The organism is Rhizobium sp. N122, from assembly GCF_002211295.1.
Taxonomy (GTDB): domain Bacteria; phylum Pseudomonadota; class Alphaproteobacteria; order Rhizobiales; family Rhizobiaceae; genus Rhizobium.
The window spans coordinates 107,033-121,975 of sequence record NZ_LOKU01000004.1 but is presented as its reverse complement, the minus strand read 5'-3'; the positions used below and the strand labels follow the sequence as shown (position 1 = coordinate 121,975).

General features: G+C 62.0%; 17 protein-coding genes. 9 read left to right on the top strand and 8 right to left on the bottom strand.

Going from position 1 to position 14,943, the window contains the following annotated elements:
- Positions 1–54 precede the first annotated feature (54 nt).
- The 4 genes from ATY75_RS04485 to ATY75_RS04470 form a co-directional block, all read right to left on the bottom strand.
- Entirely contained in the window at positions 55–612 is a 558-nt protein-coding gene (locus ATY75_RS04485; RefSeq protein WP_088936604.1) for a GNAT family N-acetyltransferase, read from the bottom strand.
- Positions 613–719: 107 nt separating this feature from the next.
- Positions 720–1,448 (bottom strand): Bax inhibitor-1/YccA family protein, encoded by a 729-nt coding sequence (locus tag ATY75_RS04480; protein ID WP_064841020.1) that lies wholly within the window; start codon positions 1,446–1,448, stop codon positions 720–722.
- A gap of 179 nt (positions 1,449–1,627) precedes the next feature.
- Complete coding sequence (locus ATY75_RS04475) at positions 1,628–4,171, bottom strand: ABC transporter permease (RefSeq protein ID WP_088936603.1); 2,544 nt, start codon at positions 4,169–4,171, stop codon at positions 1,628–1,630.
- Positions 4,168–4,875, bottom strand: a complete 708-nt coding sequence (locus ATY75_RS04470; RefSeq protein ID WP_064841018.1) for an ABC transporter ATP-binding protein — start codon at positions 4,873–4,875, stop codon at positions 4,168–4,170. Before ATY75_RS04470 ends, ATY75_RS04475 begins: the two co-directional genes overlap by 4 nt.
- A gap of 72 nt (positions 4,876–4,947) precedes the next feature.
- On the opposite strand from ATY75_RS04470, the gene ATY75_RS04465 reads away from it, so the two are divergent.
- Positions 4,948–5,592 carry an arylesterase gene (locus ATY75_RS04465; protein WP_088936602.1) on the top strand — a complete coding sequence of 215 codons (645 nt, stop codon included), beginning with the start codon at positions 4,948–4,950 and terminating at the stop codon, positions 5,590–5,592.
- 67 nt (positions 5,593–5,659) lie between these two features.
- Positions 5,660–6,253 (top strand): RNA 2',3'-cyclic phosphodiesterase, encoded by a 594-nt coding sequence (gene thpR / locus ATY75_RS04460; RefSeq protein ID WP_088936601.1) that lies wholly within the window; start codon positions 5,660–5,662, stop codon positions 6,251–6,253.
- On the opposite strand, the gene ATY75_RS04455 is transcribed toward thpR, so the two are convergent.
- Positions 6,160–6,600 carry a low molecular weight protein-tyrosine-phosphatase gene (locus tag ATY75_RS04455; RefSeq protein ID WP_088936600.1) on the bottom strand — a complete coding sequence of 147 codons (441 nt, stop codon included), beginning with the start codon at positions 6,598–6,600 and terminating at the stop codon, positions 6,160–6,162. The genes thpR and ATY75_RS04455 overlap by 94 nt on opposite strands.
- 201 nt (positions 6,601–6,801) lie before the next feature.
- Between ATY75_RS04455 and ATY75_RS04450 the strand changes: the two genes are divergently transcribed.
- Together ATY75_RS04450 and ATY75_RS04445 are read left to right on the top strand one after the other, a co-directional pair.
- A complete protein-coding gene (locus ATY75_RS04450) occupies positions 6,802–7,107 on the top strand; it encodes a 4a-hydroxytetrahydrobiopterin dehydratase (protein ID WP_088936599.1) in 306 nt (101 codons plus the stop codon).
- A gap of 66 nt (positions 7,108–7,173) precedes the next feature.
- Complete coding sequence (locus tag ATY75_RS04445; RefSeq protein ID WP_054182404.1) at positions 7,174–7,566, top strand: YkvA family protein; 393 nt, start codon at positions 7,174–7,176, stop codon at positions 7,564–7,566.
- Here ATY75_RS04445 and ATY75_RS04440 read toward each other — a convergent pair.
- Positions 7,563–8,123 carry a sigma-70 family RNA polymerase sigma factor gene (locus tag ATY75_RS04440; RefSeq protein WP_088936598.1) on the bottom strand — a complete coding sequence of 187 codons (561 nt, stop codon included), beginning with the start codon at positions 8,121–8,123 and terminating at the stop codon, positions 7,563–7,565. The two genes, ATY75_RS04445 and ATY75_RS04440, sit on opposite strands and share 4 nt — an antisense overlap.
- Positions 8,124–8,458: 335 nt before the next feature.
- On the opposite strand from ATY75_RS04440, the gene ATY75_RS04435 reads away from it, so the two are divergent.
- The 5 genes from ATY75_RS04435 (at position 8,459) to ATY75_RS04415 (ending at position 13,284) form a co-directional block, all read left to right on the top strand.
- Positions 8,459–8,971: an invasion associated locus B family protein gene (locus ATY75_RS04435; protein WP_064841479.1), complete on the top strand. Its 513-nt coding sequence runs from the start codon at positions 8,459–8,461 to the stop codon at positions 8,969–8,971.
- 248 nt (positions 8,972–9,219) lie between these two features.
- Positions 9,220–10,446, top strand: coding sequence for a 23S rRNA (adenine(2503)-C(2))-methyltransferase RlmN (rlmN, locus tag ATY75_RS04430; RefSeq protein ID WP_088936597.1), 1,227 nt, complete (start codon positions 9,220–9,222; stop codon positions 10,444–10,446).
- A 93-nt stretch (positions 10,447–10,539) separates the two neighbouring features.
- Complete coding sequence (locus tag ATY75_RS04425; protein ID WP_088936596.1) at positions 10,540–11,493, top strand: ABC transporter substrate-binding protein; 954 nt, start codon at positions 10,540–10,542, stop codon at positions 11,491–11,493.
- A gap of 121 nt (positions 11,494–11,614) precedes the next feature.
- Complete coding sequence (locus tag ATY75_RS04420; protein ID WP_012559241.1) at positions 11,615–12,493, top strand: ABC transporter permease; 879 nt, start codon at positions 11,615–11,617, stop codon at positions 12,491–12,493.
- Positions 12,490–13,284, top strand: a complete 795-nt coding sequence (locus tag ATY75_RS04415; protein WP_088936595.1) for an ABC transporter ATP-binding protein — start codon at positions 12,490–12,492, stop codon at positions 13,282–13,284. The genes ATY75_RS04420 and ATY75_RS04415 overlap by 4 nt, the downstream gene beginning before the upstream one ends.
- Positions 13,285–13,341: 57 nt before the next feature.
- On the opposite strand, the gene ATY75_RS04410 is transcribed toward ATY75_RS04415, so the two are convergent.
- Entirely contained in the window at positions 13,342–13,983 is a 642-nt protein-coding gene (locus ATY75_RS04410; protein WP_064841010.1) for a LysE family translocator, read from the bottom strand.
- Positions 13,984–14,067: 84 nt separating this feature from the next.
- Positions 14,068–14,919, bottom strand: coding sequence for an SDR family NAD(P)-dependent oxidoreductase (locus ATY75_RS04405; protein ID WP_064841478.1), 852 nt, complete (start codon positions 14,917–14,919; stop codon positions 14,068–14,070).
- Positions 14,920–14,943: the final 24 nt, after the last annotated feature.

Genomic DNA, 14,943 nt, shown 5'->3' with positions numbered 1-14,943 from the left:
CCTTTTTCTGCATGTCGTTATCCCGGAACCGCTTCACGCTTCCGGGCACATCCATCAGCCGGCAAACAGCGTGCCGGGATAGGCGGAGGGATCCGGATCGGTCGTCATGCCCTCGCCGAGGACGCGCTGCATGAGCATCGTATCTAGCCAGCGGCCGTGTTTGTAGCCGGCGCCCCGCATCAGGCCGACCTCCACGAAGCCCGTCTTGAGATGAAGCGCGATCGAGGCGGGGCTGGCGCCGCCGATGACGGCGATCATCTGACGAAAACCGAGATTGGTGCAGCGCTCGATCAGCTCGGCCATCAATGCTTTGCCGATGCCGCGGCCGCGGGCTTCGGGCGCCAGATAGATCGAATCCTCGACCATCCAGCGATAGGCCGGGCGGACGCGAAAGGCCGAGGCATAGGCATAACCGAGCAAAATCCCATCCGCACCGGCTGCGGCGATATAGGGGTATTGCTGGCCGACGATTGCCGAAAAACGCTGCGCCATCTCGGCCTCGGACGGCGGCGTGATCTCGTAGCTCGACGTGCCGTTCAGCACGGATTCCCGGTAGATACCGGTGATGGCGGGAATATCGGCTTGCAACGCATCGCGCAGGAGGAATGACATTGGCGGCTGGTCCAGCAGGAAGGCAGGGCTCCTCTAAAACCATCCCGGCAAAATCAACGCAACAAAAAAGGCGGCCGAAGCCGCCTTTTCGATCTCTGTCCGCCTGCTTATTTGCGGTTGCCCATGAACTGCAGCAGGAACATGAAGAGGTTGATGAAGTCGAGATAGAGCGTCAGCGCGCCCATGATCGCCTTGCGGCCGGCAACAGTGACGTCATCGGCTTCCAGGTACAGCTCCTTGATCCGTTGCGTGTCGTAGGCGGTGAGGCCTGCGAAGATCAGAACGCCGATCACCGAGATCGCGAACTGCATGGCCGACGAAGCCAGGAAGGCGTTGACGATCATAGCGATGATCAGGCCGAAAAGACCCATGACCAGGAACGAGCCCATCGCCGACAGATCACGTTTCGTCGTGTAGCCGTAAAGCGACAGCGCGCCGAAAGAGGCGGCGGTGACGAAGAAGGTCTGCACGACGCTCTGGCCGGTGTAGACCAGGAAGATCGACGAGAGCGACAGGCCGACCAGTCCGGCATAGACCCAGAAGGTCGTCTGTGCGGCGGCCACGCTCATGCTGTTGATACGGAAGCTCAGGAAGAAGACAGCCGCGAGAGGCGCGAGGATCACGACCCAGCGCAAGGGCGACTGGAACAGCAGCACGCCGAACTGGGTGAGTTGTCCGTCCTGAACAGCGAAGTTGAATCCGAGATATGCGGCCACACCGGTGATCGCCAGACCCAGCGCCATCAGGTTGTAAACCTTGAGCATATAAGCGCGCAGGCCTTGATCAATCATCTCGCCGGTCTGCGCGCGGCTTTGATAGTTACGAAGGTCAGCCATAGTTTCCTCTTAAAAGCTCCGATGGAGATACGGTGTCGGGTTTTCGACCCGGGCGCCGCTGCGGAGCTCCAGCATGCCTGCCGACAATATGAGGCTTTCGTTCACCGCAAACAAGAGGGTTGCAACGGCCCGGCCGGTTAAATCGCCGTAAGGTGAAGGGTTTGGCTGCCGCTGCCCGGTCAAAGCTCGCGCAGAACGGGCGCCGCCTTCTGGCCGAGGATGCGCCAGGTGCCGATCAGGCCGATGCCGACCGTCAGGACGAGGGCGGTGACGAGTGTCAGCCCCGCCACATCGGGCAGGAAGGTCGAGGGCAGGCGCATGATGCGGGCGACGATGAACCAGGCGGCAAGGCCGCCGGCGGCGAGCGCGAAGATCGCGGTCGCCAGCCCCAGGATCAGATATTCGTAGCTGAAGGCGCGGATCAGCATGGCGCGGGTGGCGCCGAGCGTCTTCAGCACCACCGCATCGTGGGTGCGCGCCCGGTTTCCGGCGGCAAGCGCCCCGGCCAGGACGAGGATCGAGGCGATGAGGGCGACGGAGGCGGCGGCGCGGATCGCGGTCGCAAGCTGCGCCACCAGCTGGTTGACGATGTCGATGGCGTCCTTGACGCGGACGCTGGTGATCGTCGGATAGGTGTTGGTGACGGATTTCAGGATCGCCGCATCTTCGGCCGGCGTCGAGGAAGGATCGGTGAGCGTCGCCAGCCACGCGTGCGGCGCGCCGCGAAAAGTGTTCGGCGAGAAGACCATGACGAAGTTGATCGACAGCGATTCCCACTGGACGCGGCGCAGATTGGCGATCTTGGCGGTGATGTCGCGGCCGAGCACGTTGACCGTGACCTTGTCGCCGATCTTCAGGCCGAGTTCATGGGCCTCTTCCGAGGAGAAGGAGACGAGCGGCTCGCCGCTGTAATCCTTGTCCCACCAGCTGCCTTCGGTCAGAGCGGCATTTTCCGGCAGGGTGTCGGCATAGGTGATGCCGCGGTCGCCGTTCAGCACCCAGCGGCCGGCGGCCGGCACGTTCATCTTGGTGACGTCTTCGCCGTTGAAGGCGACGATGCGGCCGCGCAGCATCGGCACCTCCATGAGCTTGCCCTTCGGCGCCTGCGCCTGGACGAGATCGCGGAAAGCACCGACCTCGGCGCTCTGGATATCGACGAAGAAGAAGTTCGGCGCGCCCTCGTTCATGCGGCCGGTCAGCTGCTGGCGCAGGTTGCCGTCGATCAGGGTCAGCGTCACCAGCAAGGCCAGGCCGAGGCCGAGCGACAGCACGACCGAGGGTGTCAGCGCGCCGGGGCGGTGGATGTTGCCGATCGCCAGCCGCAGTGCCGGCGAGTTGACGCGCGGGCTGCGGCGCGCAAGCCAGGCGATCGCGGCTGCGACGAGGCGCAGCACGACGAAGGCAAAGACGATCGCGCCGACAAAGACGACGGCGATGAAGCGGTCATAGGCGGTGAGGATGGCAATGCCGGCAAGGCCGGCCATGAACAGGGCGGCCAGCAGAATATAGGGCCAGGACGGCAGGTGGCGGGCTTCGAAGCCCTGCTCGCGGAAGAGTGCGGTTGCCGGCACTTCGCGGGCATGACCGAGCGGCAGGATGGCGAAGGCGAGCGTCGTCAGGATGCCGAACAGCGTGGCAAGCAGCAGGGCGCCGGGATAGAGCGCCGGCGCGGTGGAGACCGGCAGGAACTGTGCCAGGAACTGGGCGGCGAAGATCGGCGACAGGGCGCCGATGACAAGGCCGATCATGATGCCGCCAAGGGCGATGATGGCGATCTGGAAGAGATAGATCAGGACGACGAGCTGGGCCGGCGCACCCAGGCATTTGAAGGTGGCGATGGTGGTACGCTTGGAATCGAGGAAGGCGCGCACGGCATTGGCGACGCCGACGCCGCCGACGATCAGCGCGGTGAGGCCGACCAGCGTCAGGAACTGCGAGAAGCGGGTGATGTTTTCGGTGAGCGAGGGCGCGGCGCGGTCGCTGGTGCGGACAGCCCAGCCGGCGGAAGGGAATTCCTTGGCGGCGCGGGCCTGGATGCCCGTCATCGCGCCCTTGTCTTCCAGCCGGATCTTATAGGCATGTTCGACCAGGCTTCCCGTCTGGATCAGCCCGGAGGCTTCGAGCGCCCGGCGGCTGACGAGCAGGCGCGGCGCAAAGCCGAAACCTTCCGACAGTGCATCCGGCTCGGTTTTGACAGTGCCGGTGATGCTGAGCTTGACATTGCCGAGCAGCAATTCGTCGCCGACCGCCCGCCCGAGCCGATCGAGAAGGAGGGGTGCTGCGACGGCGCCATAGGTGCCGCCCTGGCCCGAAAGCAGGGCTGCGAGCGGATAGTCCGGCTCGGCTTTGAAGCTGCCGAAGAGCGGGTAGGCGTCGTCGACGGCCTTGACCTCGACCAGCGCCTGATCGGAACCGTCAGGCTTGCGGGCCATCGAGCGCAGTCCCGTCGACACCGAAACGGTGCCCAGGCCTTCGAGGAACCGCATTTCCTCAGGTGTGGCTTCGCGGTTGTTGAGTTCGAAGCGGACGTCGCCGGCCAGAAGTTCCTGCCCCTGCGAGGCGATCGTATCGGTGATCGACTGGGAGACGGAATTAACGGCGGCAATCGCCCCGGTGCCGAGCGCGATGCAGGCGAGGAAGATGTAGAAGCCGGCAATGCCGCCGCGCAGCTCGCGCAGCGCCAGGCGAAAAGCGAGCGAAACGCGCGGTGTGATGATGCTCATGCGATGGCCGCCTCGCTGCGGCGGGCGGTGCTGTCGCCTTCGATCCTGCCGGAACGGACGCGAATCTGGCGCGAGCAGCGGTTTGCCAGCGAGACGTCGTGGGTGACGAGCAGCAGGGTCATGCCGCGCTCGGCCTGCTTTGAGAACAGCAGGTCGGCGATCTGGCGGCCGGTCTCGGTATCGAGATTGCCTGTCGGCTCGTCGGCGATCAGCAAGGCGGGCGAGGGGGCGAGCGCCCTGGCGATCGCCACGCGCTGCTGTTCGCCGCCGGAAAGCTGGCCGGGATAGTGGTTCAGCCGTTCGCCGAGGCCGACCGACTTCAGCTCGCGATGGGCGATCTCGAAGGCGTTGCCGACATTGGCGAGCTCGAGCGGCACGGCAACGTTTTCCAGCGCCGTCATGTTGGCGATCAGGTGGAAGGACTGGAAGACGATGCCGATGTTGCGGCCGCGGAAATCGGCGACCTGATCCTCGCTCAGCGCGTGGAGCGGTGTGTCGTTGATGTTGATTTCGCCGCTGTCGAGCTTCTCCAGCCCGGCAAGCACCATCAGCAGGGTCGACTTGCCGGAGCCGGAGGGACCGACGATGCCGACGGATTCACCCGCCGTGATATCGAGATCGATGCCCTTCAGCACATGCACGGAAGCGGCCGCACTGCCAAGCGTCAGATCGGCACCCTTCAACTCGATGATGGTTTTTGCCAACAGAAATCGCCCTATATAAATCCATAACGAAACAGCCGCATAACGGCACTTCGCCAATCTAGGGAAGCCAGAATGAGATTTAAAGTTGCCGCGCTTCAATTCACCGTCATTGCCGTCTCGCTGATCTTTGCCGCCACAGCCAATGCCCGGACGATCAATCTCGTCGGTTTTGGGGACAGTTTGATGGCGGGCTACCAATTGCCGCCCGGCGACGGCTTTCCGGAAAAGTTGCAGGTGGCCCTGAAGGCAAAGGGACTCAATGTCGCCATCGCCAATGCCGGGGTCTCCGGCGACACGACGACAGGCGGGCTTGCGCGCATCGACTGGTCGATACCCGACGGCACCGACGGCGTCATTCTGGAGCTCGGCGCCAACGATGCGCTGCGGGGTATCCCGCCTGAAGAAAGCGAGAAAAATCTCGACCAGATGATAACGCGGCTGAAGGAGCGCGGCATTGCCGTGCTGCTGGTCGGCATGATGGCGCCGCCCAACATGGGGGCGGATTATGCTGCACGCTTCAATCCGATTTATCGGAAACTTTCGGAGAAACACGGAGTTCAGCTATATGCCTTCTTTCTCGACGGCGTGGCGCTCGATGCGGGGCTTAAACTCGACGACGGCATGCATCCGAATGCGAAGGGCGTGGATGTCATGGTTCAGAAGATGGAAGCCGATGTCACAAATTTCGTCGGGACGATTTCTTCTGTGAAGAAATAGGGGCTTGCGCGGTTATTGATTGCATGATTCCGTGTAAGCACTGCAAAAGATTCGGGGAGTGCTCGTTATGCCGAGACTGTTTACCGCCCTCGAAATTCCGCGCAATGCGGCGATGAGCCTTTCATTGCTGCGCGGTGGCCTCCCCGGAGCACGATGGATCGATGTGGAGAATTACCACATCACCCTGCGCTTTATCGGTGATGTCGACGGCCGCACGGCCGATGAAATAGTAGAACGCCTCGACCGGATCGATCGGCCGGAATTCCAATTCCGGCTCGAAGGCATCGGTTCCTTCGGCTCGAAGAAACCGCATTCGGTCTGGGCCGGCGTTTCTCAATCGCCGGAGATGCATGCCCTGCAGGGCGAGATCGAGCGGATCTGCCAGCGCATCGGGCTGCCGCCGGATCCGCGCAAATTCACTCCGCATGTGACGCTGGCACGGCTCAAATCCTCGCGGCTCGACGATGTCGTGCAATATCTGGCCGGACGCGGCAATTTCCACACGTCAACCTTCACGGCGCCGCGTTTTGTGCTGCTGTCGTCGCGCGAATCGGTCGGCGGCGGGCCCTACCTCACCGAGGAAGTGTTCCCGCTGCACGAGGCGCGCTCGGTGCCCAGCGCTTCGAGCAGGCTGCTGCAGCCGGTCAAAAGCCTGGTATAGACCAGCTCGAAACCTGCGGGACCGCCATAATAGGGATCGGGAATATCCTCTCCCGTTCCCAGCGCGATATCGCCGAAGAGGCGGATGGTCGCCTCAGGCGACGCGATCGTTTCGAGCGCCGCCACATTGTCTCGACCCATGGCCAGGATCGAAATCCCTAAATCGCTGGAGCAGATCCGGTGGGCGCGTTGCCCGGATATGTCGATACCATGGCTTTTCGCCGTGGCGATCGACCGCCGGTCGGGCGGCTCGCCTTCATGCCAACCGCCGGTGCCGGCGGAATCGATCGTGAAACGGCCGGTCAAACCTGCCTCGGCGACGAGATGGCGAAAAATTCCCTGGGCCAGAGGATGATGCCGAAAAGTGTAAGCGGTTTTCGGACGACATCATGCTCTAACTCTTTAATGTAGAACAGGATTCAGATTTTAGGCCGACTCGGCCTAAAATCATCCTGTTCTAGCGGAGAACGGCATATATTGCCCATGCAAACGAAGAGGACGCTGATGTGTTTCATCGGTAGGCCTGTCGACAGATGAGAGGACCATGGGATGAAAATGGAAAGACTGGAACGGGCTACGATCGAGGCTGAAATGGCTGGGCTTGCAGGCTGGGCGCTCAATGATACGGCGTCCTCGATATCGAAGACGTTCAAGTTTGCAAACTTTGTCGAGGCTTTCGGCTTCATGACCGAAGCAGCGATTAGGGCGGAGAAGCTCAACCACCATCCTGAATGGTTCAACGTCTATTCCAGGGTGGATGTGACGCTGAATACGCATGACGCCGGCGGCCTGACAGAGCTGGATTTCAAGCTCGCCAAGGCGATGGACAAGGCCGCGGCCCGACGCGGCGTCTAAAAGCGGGGCCGATTGAAAGAGCCCGCGCCATCACCATATGTTCGCAGGGACGAAAGGATGGAAGGGATGGACGAGGTCAAATTCGGGGAAATCCTGTTGCCAGGCGACGAGGACACGCAGAGCCGGCGGGAAAAGACGGTCAGGCAGAAATTCTGGCCGACCTTCCGCCGCGCCGTGCGGCAAATTCCGTTCTCACGCGATGTCGTTGCCGGTTTCTACTGCGCGCTCGATCCGCAGACGCCGACGAAGGTGCGCGGCGTGCTGCTTGCGGCACTCGCTTATTTCGTCATGCCGATCGACATGATCCCGGATGTTTTCGCCGTCATCGGCTTTTCCGACGACATCGCCGTGCTTTCGGCCGCCTTCGCCATGGTGCGCGGCCATATCCGCCCGGGCCATTATGAGGCGGCCGACCGCGTTCTGGCCGACCGGACTGAGGAAACGATGAAAACCATTTAAGCGTTTTCGCGCTCCAGCACCTTGCGGAGTTTGCCGAAGGCGAGCCGGATACGCGATTTCACCGTGCCGAGCGGCAGCCCGGTCGCTTCGGCGATCTCCGAATGCGATTGACCGAGGAAGAAGGCGGCGCGCAGCATGTCGCGCTGCTCTTCCGGCAATTGGCCGACGGCGGCGCGTATCCTGGCGTCGCGATCGTCATTGGCGACGATGTCTTCGGCGCCGATCTCGGCCGGCGGCTGCAGGGCCGGGTCGGTTTCGTCCAAGATGCGGGTGTTGGCGCGGCGCTGCTGGTCGATGCGGCGATTGCGGGCAATGCGGAAAAGCCAGGTCGAGAGGGACGATCGCGTCGCATCGTAGAGATCCGCCTTGTGCCAGAGCACGATCATGATCTCCTGCACCAGTTCCTCAGCCTCGGCATTCGTCATCTTCTGGCGCATCAGCCAACCTTTCAGCCGGGGTGCGAAATAGTCGAACAGGATGGAAAAGGCCTGCTGGTCGCGATCCCTGGCGACGGCCTTCGCGAGGGCAGCGAAACGCTGTCTTTCCTCGGCATCCATGTCCCCTCACGAGCCCCCTGCGGCAATAATTTCGTATCGGATTTCCAAGTCTTACTGAGGTACAACGGATTTGGGAAAGGTCAAACTCTTGCCTGAATCTTTGTGTCTTAAATTCAGCCGAACGGACGGCCAGTGCCATCGGGGCACGGTGTCGCGGCCGATACCGTCAAAGGGGCGAAAATTGATACCCGAGCTGAAATGACACAGGCAGATACAAATCGCAGCCATTGTTGACCATTTGGTAACCTGAATTAAGTCAAAATAAAGCAGATCGTGATTATGCGGCGCCCGCTATGATCGCTTCGGGCCTTGATCGCAAGAACCGGCAGGAATCCATGTTTGTAAAAAGTATCGTATCCGCTCTCGCACTCACCCTTGCCATGGCCGGAGTTGCGGCAGCGCAGCAGGCCGCCGCGCCGAACCGCATCCAGCAGTTCCAGGCATGGGGCGCCTACTCCTACAAGTCGGGCAGCAGCACCGTCTGCTACGTGCTGTCCGTTCCGACGGCAAAGCAGCCGGCAAGCGTCGACCATGGCGATAATTTCTTCATCGTCTCGCAGCGCCCGGGCCAGAACATCTCCTACGAACCGCAGGCGATGATGGGTTACACGGTGAAGGAAAATTCGAAGATCAATGTCGTCATCGACAATAAGACCTTCGTGATGTTCACCAAGGACAAGGCCGGCTGGGTCGAGAATGCGGCGCAGGAGCCTGCCCTCGTCGCCGCAATGAAGACCGGTCATTCGATGACGGTGAATGCCGTCTCGCGCAAGGGCACCGGCACCTCCTACAGCTATTCGCTCTCCGGCATCTCGGCTGCGCTGAAGCAGATCGAAAGCTGCAAGTAAGCGGTCTCCAGCCACAGAGTTTCAAGAGGCCGGCCTTGCGCCGGCCTTTGCTGTTTTCCATCTATAGTGACGGGCGGACAAAATGATGCTAAAGGGCGCGCCAACAGCGGACAGATCGCGATGTCAGTCGCCGTTCCGCCATTCATTTTCTGCCAATGTGCCGTCATGCGCCTCACCTCTTCCGGTTTGCTCCTGAAGTCCGCGGGCTTGCGGGGCGGTTACGTGTTTGAATTCGGGATCTAAAGACTATGTCCGTCATGGATGCGATCGTTGTCACCAAGCCGCAGGCGCACACGTCTGCCAGCGTCGAAAAGCCGTCCCTGATCGGGCTTTCACGTGAGGAGATGGGGGCGGCGCTTCGGGAAAAGGGCGTGGCCGAGAAGCAGATCAAGATGCGCGTCGCGCAGCTGTGGAACTGGATCTATGTGCGCGGCGTCTCCGATTTCGACCATATGACGAATGTCGCCAAGGACATGCGCGAGATGCTGAAGCAGCATTTCACCATCGCGCGTCCGGAGATCGTCGAGGAGCAGGTCTCCAATGACGGCACGCGCAAATGGCTGCTGCGTTTCCCCCCGCGGGGCGCCGGCCGCCCGGTCGAGATCGAAGCCGTCTATATTCCGGAAGAGGGCCGCGGCACGCTCTGCATCTCTAGCCAGGTCGGCTGCACGCTCACCTGTTCCTTCTGTCACACCGGGACGCAGCGCCTGGTGCGCAACCTGACGGCGGAAGAGATCCTCTCGCAACTGTTGCTTGCCCGCGACCGGCTCGGCGATTTCCCCGATCGCGAAGCGCCGCAGGGTACGATCATGCCGGCCGAAGGGCGCAAGGTCAGCAATATCGTCATGATGGGCATGGGCGAGCCGCTCTACAATTTCGATGCCGTCAAGCAGGCATTGCTGATCGCCACGGACGGTGACGGCCTGTCGCTCTCCAAGCGTCGGGTGACGCTCTCCACCTCCGGCGTCGTGCCGGAAATCTTCCGCACCGGCGAGGAGATCGGCGTCATGCTGGCGATCTCGCTGCATGCGGTGCGCGACGACCTGCGCGACATTCTGGTGCCGATCAACAAGAAGTATCCGCTGAAGGAGCTGATCGAGGCGTGCAAGGCCTATCCCTGTCTCTCCAATGCGCGGCGCATCACCTTCGAATATGTGATGCTGAAGGACGTCAACGACAGCCTGGAAGACGCCAAGGGGCTGATCAAGCTGTTGAAGGGCGTGCCGGCGAAGATCAACCTCATTCCGTTCAATCCCTGGCCGGGCACCAACTACCAGTGTTCCGACTGGGGGCAGATCGAGAAGTTCGCCGATTTCATCAATTCGGCAGGCTACGCTTCGCCGATCCGTACGCCGCGCGGCCGCGATATTCTTGCCGCTTGCGGCCAGTTGAAATCAGAGTCCGAACGCATGCGCAAGACCGAGCGTCTGGCCTTCGAAGCGATGATGATCGCCAATCACGGCGCCGACGACTGATCAGCAAGTTTGATCCTTGCTACAATTCTCCGCGATTGATTTCAGGGGGCGCTTTTCCTAAAAGTGCCCTCAAAATCATTCAGGAGGACACCCATGCGCCCGATTTTTCTCGCACTTGCCGCCAGTTTGGCCCTTTCCCTGCCCGCGAAGGCTGAAAACGTCACGGTTGCCGTGACGGCGATCGTCGAGCACCCGGCGCTGGATGCAGCCCGCAAGGGCGTTCTCGATGCGCTGACGGCCGCCGGCTATAAAGAGGGCGAGAACCTGAAATTCGTGTTCGAGTCGGCGCAGGGCAATCCGGCGACGGCAGCTCAGATCGCCCGCCAGTTCGCCGGCGACGAGCCGAATGTCATCGTGCCGATCTCCACGCCCTCAGCCCAGGCAGTCGTCTCCTCGACGCGCGACATTCCGGTCGTCTTCACCGCGGTCTCCGATCCGCTCGGCGCCCAGCTCGTCAAGAACATGGACAAACCAGGCGGCAACGTCACCGGCCTCTCCGACATGTCGCCGGTCGCCGAGCATCTGGCGCTGATCAAGGAAATCCTGCCCGATGTGAAAACCATCGGTTATCTCTACAACTCCGGCGAGGCGAATTCCGTTTCGCTGCTCGCCGTGCTGAAGGCCGAAGCCGACAAGGCCGGCCTGAAGGTTGTGGAATCGGCGGCCACCAAATCGGCCGAGGTCCAGGGTGCGGCCCGCGCCCTCGTCGGCCGTGCCGACGCGATCTACATCCCGACTGACAACACCATCATCTCGGCGCTCGAAGGCGCCGTCGCGGTTGCCGAAGAGAGCAAGCTGCCGCTCTTCACCGCCGATACGGATTCGGTTTCGCGCGGTTCGGTCGCCGCCCTCGGCTTCAACTATTACGATGTCGGCAAGCAGACGGGCGACATTGTCGTGCGGGTGCTGAAGGGCGAAAACCCCGGCGATATCGCGGTCAAGACCGCTGCCGGCAGCGATCTCGTCGTCAACAAGGCAGCGGCCGCCAAGATGGGCGTCACCCTGCCGCAGAGCGTGCTTTCCCGCGCCAACAAGGTCATCGAATAATCGGCTGTGGTGCCATCGACCGTTCACATTCAGCCGCTCCCGTTTGCACGGGGGCGGCTGAAGTATTAAAAGGTTGCGGTTTCGCGACGGGCGGAACGGTAACAAAAAGGGGCTAAAAGCCTTGAGCCAAATTGCATTCTGGGGGGCCGTCGAACTCGGACTGGTCTATTCCTTCGTCGCCCTTGGCGTCTATCTCGCCTTCCGCATTCTCGACTTTCCCGATCTGACGGTCGATGGCTCGTTCCCGCTTGGTGCTGCGGTGACCGCGGTGCTGATCATTGCCGGCGTCAATGCCTGGCTTGCGGCAGTGGTCGCGATGGCGGCGGGTGCGGCCGCGGGCATGGTGACGGCGCTGCTCAACGTGCGCTTCAAGATCCTCAATCTGCTCGCCTCGATCCTGACGATGATCGCGCTGTTTTCCGTCAATCTGCGCGTGATGGGCAAACCCAACGTCGCCCTCATCAATGCCGATACGATGATCAGCCCGTTCTTCGGCCATGGCCTGCGCGATTTCTACGTGCGGCCGCTGTTTGTCGGCGTTCTCGTGATCGTCGCCCTCGTCCTGGTCTGGCGCTTCCTAGAAAGCGATGCCGGGCTTGCGATGCGTGCGACCGGCGCCAATGCGCGGATGGCCCGGGCCCAGGGCGTCGATACCAGCCGGCAGATCTATCTCGGCATGGCGATCTCGAATGCGCTGGTGGCATTCGGCGGTGCGCTGTTTGCCCAGACGAACGGCTTTGCCGACGTCACCTCGGGTGTCGGCACGATCGTCGTCGGTCTGGCCGCCGTCATCATCGGCGAGACGCTGCTTGGACGCCGCGGTCTGTTGATCGCGTTGATCGGCTGCGTGCTCGGCTCGATCCTCTATCGCATCGCGATCCAGCTGGCGCTGTCCAGCGACGTCATTGGCCTGCAGGCTTCCGACCTCAATTTCGTGACGGCGGTGCTGGTCACCGTGGCGCTCATCCTTCCCCGTCTTCGCGGAGGTGCCGCATCGTGATCAGCGTCAAGGACATCAAGGTCGTTTTCGGGCGCGGCACGCCGCTGCAGAAGCAGGCGCTGAACGGCGTCAGCCTGACCATCGAGCAGGGCTCTTTCGTTACCGTCATCGGCTCCAACGGCGCCGGCAAATCGACGCTGCTCGGCGTGCTCGCCGGCGACGTCCTGCCGAGCGAGGGACAGGTGCTGATCGGCAAGAACGAGGTGACGCGCAAGTCGACGGCAACACGCGCCGGTCTGGTTGCGCGCGTCTTCCAGGATCCGCTGACGGGAAGCTGCGGTTCGCTGTCGATCGAGGAAAATCTCGCTCTCGCCGCCCGACGCGGCGAAAGGCGCGGGCTTGCGCCGGCGCTCGCCGGCAAGAGGCGCGATTATTTCAAGGAGCGGATCGGCGAACTCAATCTCGGGCTGGAGAACCGGCTGAAGGACCGCATGGATCTGCTCTCCGGCGGGCAGCGTCAGGCGGTTTCGCTCGTCATGGCGACCCTTGCCGGCTCGGAGGTGCTGCTGCTCGACGAGCACACGGCGGCGCTCGATCCCGGGATGGCCGAATTCGTGATGAACCTGACGCAGAAGATCGTCGCCGAGCGCAAGCTGACGACGATGATGGTGACGCATTCCATGCGCCAGGCGCTGGATTACGGCCACCGCACGATCATGCTGCATGGCGGCGAGATCGTTCTCGATGTCGCGGGCGACAACAGAAAGAACCTGCAGGTCGAGGATCTGATCGCGATGTTCCGCAAGATGCGCGGCCAGACGCTCGATGACGATGCTTTGCTGATCGGATGAACCCGACAGCGTGCTGATTGGCTAAACCAACAGCGTGCTGATCGGCTAAGCGCCCGATCATCTCGCCTGCGCGAGCAGGATCTTCGCGGCGAAGATCGAGAAGACGCCAGCGAAGGTATAGTCCATGCCGCGCAGCACCTTCCTGTTGTTCTGCAGCCAGGAGGCCAGCCGGTCGGCGGCAAGGACCACGGCGGCATTGACCGGCATGGCGAACAGGATGAAACAAAGCCCAAGGAAAAGCAGCTTCTGCGTGACGGCGGGATCGCCGGCGCTGACGAACTGCGGCAGGAAGGTCATGAAGAAGATGATGACCTTCGGGTTCAGAAGATTGACCCAGAAGCCGGACGAGATGTTCGAAAGCGCCGTCCCCTTCTGCTCCTCGACCTTGGCGACAGTGAGCTTCGAGCCGAAGCGGATCGCCTGCACGGCGAGCCAGAACAGATAGGCAGCGCCACCGGTCTTCAGGATCAGGAAGGCCGTCGGCGAGGCTATGATCAGCGCCGAAATGCCGAAGGCGACCAGCATGGTGTGGACGACGATGCCGAGGCTGGTGCCGATGACGACGAAAAGAGCCGCTTTTTTGCCCTGGGTCAGCGAACGGCTGATCGATAGCGTCATGTCGGGACCGGGCGTCGCCGCGAGCAGCAGCGTCGCGGCGGCAAAGGCCACAAGGGTCGAGAGGCTCGGCAGGAAATCCATGGCACGCTCTGAAAGCCGGGAAGATCGGGCGATTTTCTACCCGGCTTTCAGAAAATTACCAATCAAACCTTCTCATAGTGCCGATCACTTCTGGTCGAGGAAGGCCTTGAACTTGTCGGCATAGTCCTTGTGCCAGCGTGACAGCGGCGGGCGATTCTCGATGATGTCGCCGGCAGCCCAGGCCATGCGGCGTTCGTCGACCGGCCGGGCCACGTCGTTGTCGGGGCAGAGGATATAGAAATCGCCGCGCTCGATGCTCTCGACCATGAAGTCGACCGTCTGCTCCGGTGTCCAGGCGGCGGCCGGCTTTTCCGCGCGGTCGCCCTTGGTGAGGCCGGTGAAGACGAAGCCGGGGATCAGAAGATGGGCGGAGATCTTGCCGCCGTCGATGTTGCGAAGCTCATGCTCGAGCGCTTCGGTGAAGACCTTCACGCCCGATTTGGAGATATTGTAGGCGGGATTGCCGGGCGGCGTGGTGATACCCTGTTTCGAACCGGTGTTGATTATCAGGCCGGGTTCGCCGTGCGATAGCATCTTCGGGCCGAAGGTGCGGGTGCCGTTGATGACGCCCATCAGGTTGACGGCGAAGATATGGTCCCAGTTGGCCTGCGGGCTGAAGATCGAGGTTTCTGGGCCGATGCCGGCATTGTTCATCAGCACGTGCACGCGGCCGAAACGCTGGAGCACGGCGCGTTCGAGCGCCTCCAGAGACTCCCTGGATGCGACGTCGGTTTCGACCGCCATCACATTTTCCTCGCCGGCAATGGTCTTGAGTTGGTCGGCGGCCTCGGCCAGCCTATCGCCACCGAGATCGGCGATGGCGACGCTCATGCCGCGCCCGGCGAAATATTTCGCTGCCGCCAGGCCGATGCCGGACGCGCCGCCGGTGATGACGGCAACATTGGATTTCTTGAAAATCTCTTGAATATTGGTCACGGGGAGCCCCTCCTCGATCATTGC

Bases quoted from the DNA above. Each gene is read 5' to 3' on its own strand.
- ATY75_RS04440 (WP_088936598.1), bottom strand. From the start codon at position 8,123: ATGGATGCCGAGGAAAGACAGCGTTTCGCTGCCCTCGCGAAGGCCGTC.
- ATY75_RS04445 (WP_054182404.1), top strand. From the start codon at position 7,174: ATGGACGAGGTCAAATTCGGGGAAATCCTGTTGCCAGGCGACGAGGAC.
- ATY75_RS04450 (WP_088936599.1), top strand. From the start codon at position 6,802: ATGAAAATGGAAAGACTGGAACGGGCTACGATCGAGGCTGAAATGGCT.
- ATY75_RS04485 (WP_088936604.1), bottom strand. From the start codon at position 612: ATGTCATTCCTCCTGCGCGATGCGTTGCAAGCCGATATTCCCGCCATC.
- ATY75_RS04410 (WP_064841010.1), bottom strand. From the start codon at position 13,983: ATGGATTTCCTGCCGAGCCTCTCGACCCTTGTGGCCTTTGCCGCCGCG.
- rlmN (WP_088936597.1), top strand. From the start codon at position 9,220: ATGTCCGTCATGGATGCGATCGTTGTCACCAAGCCGCAGGCGCACACG.
- ATY75_RS04465 (WP_088936602.1), top strand. From the start codon at position 4,948: ATGAGATTTAAAGTTGCCGCGCTTCAATTCACCGTCATTGCCGTCTCG.
- ATY75_RS04435 (WP_064841479.1), top strand. From the start codon at position 8,459: ATGTTTGTAAAAAGTATCGTATCCGCTCTCGCACTCACCCTTGCCATG.
- thpR (WP_088936601.1), top strand. From the start codon at position 5,660: ATGCCGAGACTGTTTACCGCCCTCGAAATTCCGCGCAATGCGGCGATG.
- ATY75_RS04425 (WP_088936596.1), top strand. From the start codon at position 10,540: ATGCGCCCGATTTTTCTCGCACTTGCCGCCAGTTTGGCCCTTTCCCTG.
- ATY75_RS04480 (WP_064841020.1), bottom strand. From the start codon at position 1,448: ATGGCTGACCTTCGTAACTATCAAAGCCGCGCGCAGACCGGCGAGATG.
- ATY75_RS04475 (WP_088936603.1), bottom strand. From the start codon at position 4,171: ATGAGCATCATCACACCGCGCGTTTCGCTCGCTTTTCGCCTGGCGCTG.